The 1032-nt window shown below is 54.7% G+C and carries 2 protein-coding genes; both read left to right on the top strand.

Annotation, left to right across the window (positions count from 1 at the left end; translation table 11 throughout):
- The first annotated feature begins 168 nt into the window (after positions 1-168).
- Positions 169-738 carry a hypothetical protein gene (locus tag ACREAY_RS12125; protein WP_431756022.1) on the top strand — a complete coding sequence of 190 codons (570 nt, stop codon included), beginning with the start codon at positions 169-171 and terminating at the stop codon, positions 736-738.
- 32 nt (positions 739-770) lie between these two features.
- Positions 771-1032, top strand: a 262-nt coding sequence (locus ACREAY_RS12120; RefSeq protein ID WP_431756021.1) for a cytochrome b, incomplete at its 3' end; no start/stop codon positions are given.

Genomic DNA, 1032 nt, shown 5'->3' with positions numbered 1-1032 from the left:
GTCCACGTCGAAGAGTGGGAAATCGGCGAAGAGCCGGAGGAGAAGCGCAAGAAATAACCCGATTGCGGGCGCGGCAGAGCAAGAACTTTAAGCGCTTTTTTTCGTGCGCGGAACGTAGCGACGGGCCTGTGAGTAGTAACTCTAATACGCAAAGAAAGCAGGTTCTGCATGGCAACATCATTTTCCCACTATGCAACCGGACGGCAATCTGAAGGTCCCGCTTGGGCCAGCTGGCTCGGTGTCATCACCATTGTTTTCGGCATTTTCCTGACCACGTCCCATGGCAATGAATGGATGAAACAGGCCGTCATCACCCATTCCATGCCGGCCAGCGGTGAGATGCCGGCCGCGGACTGTCCCCCGGAAGAGCTGGAAGAGGAAGGGCTGAGCCTGGCCGAGTGCGAGCACATGGTTGCCAATGTCAAAGGTATCGCCCTTTCGGCGCCGGACTGGTTCCCCGGTTTTCAGATGGCGCTGTCCGGGATCGGTACAGGCATTGCGTTTTTGTCCATCATCGTCGGTGCTGCACTGGTTAACTATCGCGGCTGGGCGCGAACCGTGGCAATAGTGACTTTTGCAGCGCTGATGGCGATCGACGTTATCGGCTTTATGGCGGCGGTGAATGCGGGACCGATATTGAGACAGATCTACCTAGGCGACATACTGCTCTGGTTCTTTATTCATTTGATAATGGTAATGGCCGCTGTCGCCGGTCGCCACGGCGAGAGCATGACCTAGGGCGCAGGTACGGGTCAAAGACTGAATCTGTTATGCAAAGACAAGGCTACAGTACGGCAGCAGTCATTCTGCATTGGTTAATAGCTGTCTCCATCTTTTTTCTGTTTGTTTCCAGCTGGTGGATGATGGGACTGCCACTGCCATCAAAGGAACTGACTTTCCGTGAATTCCCGTTCCAGTTGCATAAGAATATTGGTATTACACTCGTTATTGTTCTCGGGATCCTGCTTTATGTCCGTTTCAAGCACCGCCCGGCACCGGCCAGCGCGCAGGAGCTGGGGCCGTGGATGCACA

It is taken from the genome of Nitrososphaera sp. (assembly GCF_050748925.1).
Taxonomy (GTDB): Archaea; Thermoproteota; Nitrososphaeria; order Nitrososphaerales; family Nitrososphaeraceae; genus Nitrososphaera.
The sequence above is the reverse complement of the archived record's forward strand: the minus strand, read 5'-3'. Positions and strand labels throughout refer to the sequence as shown.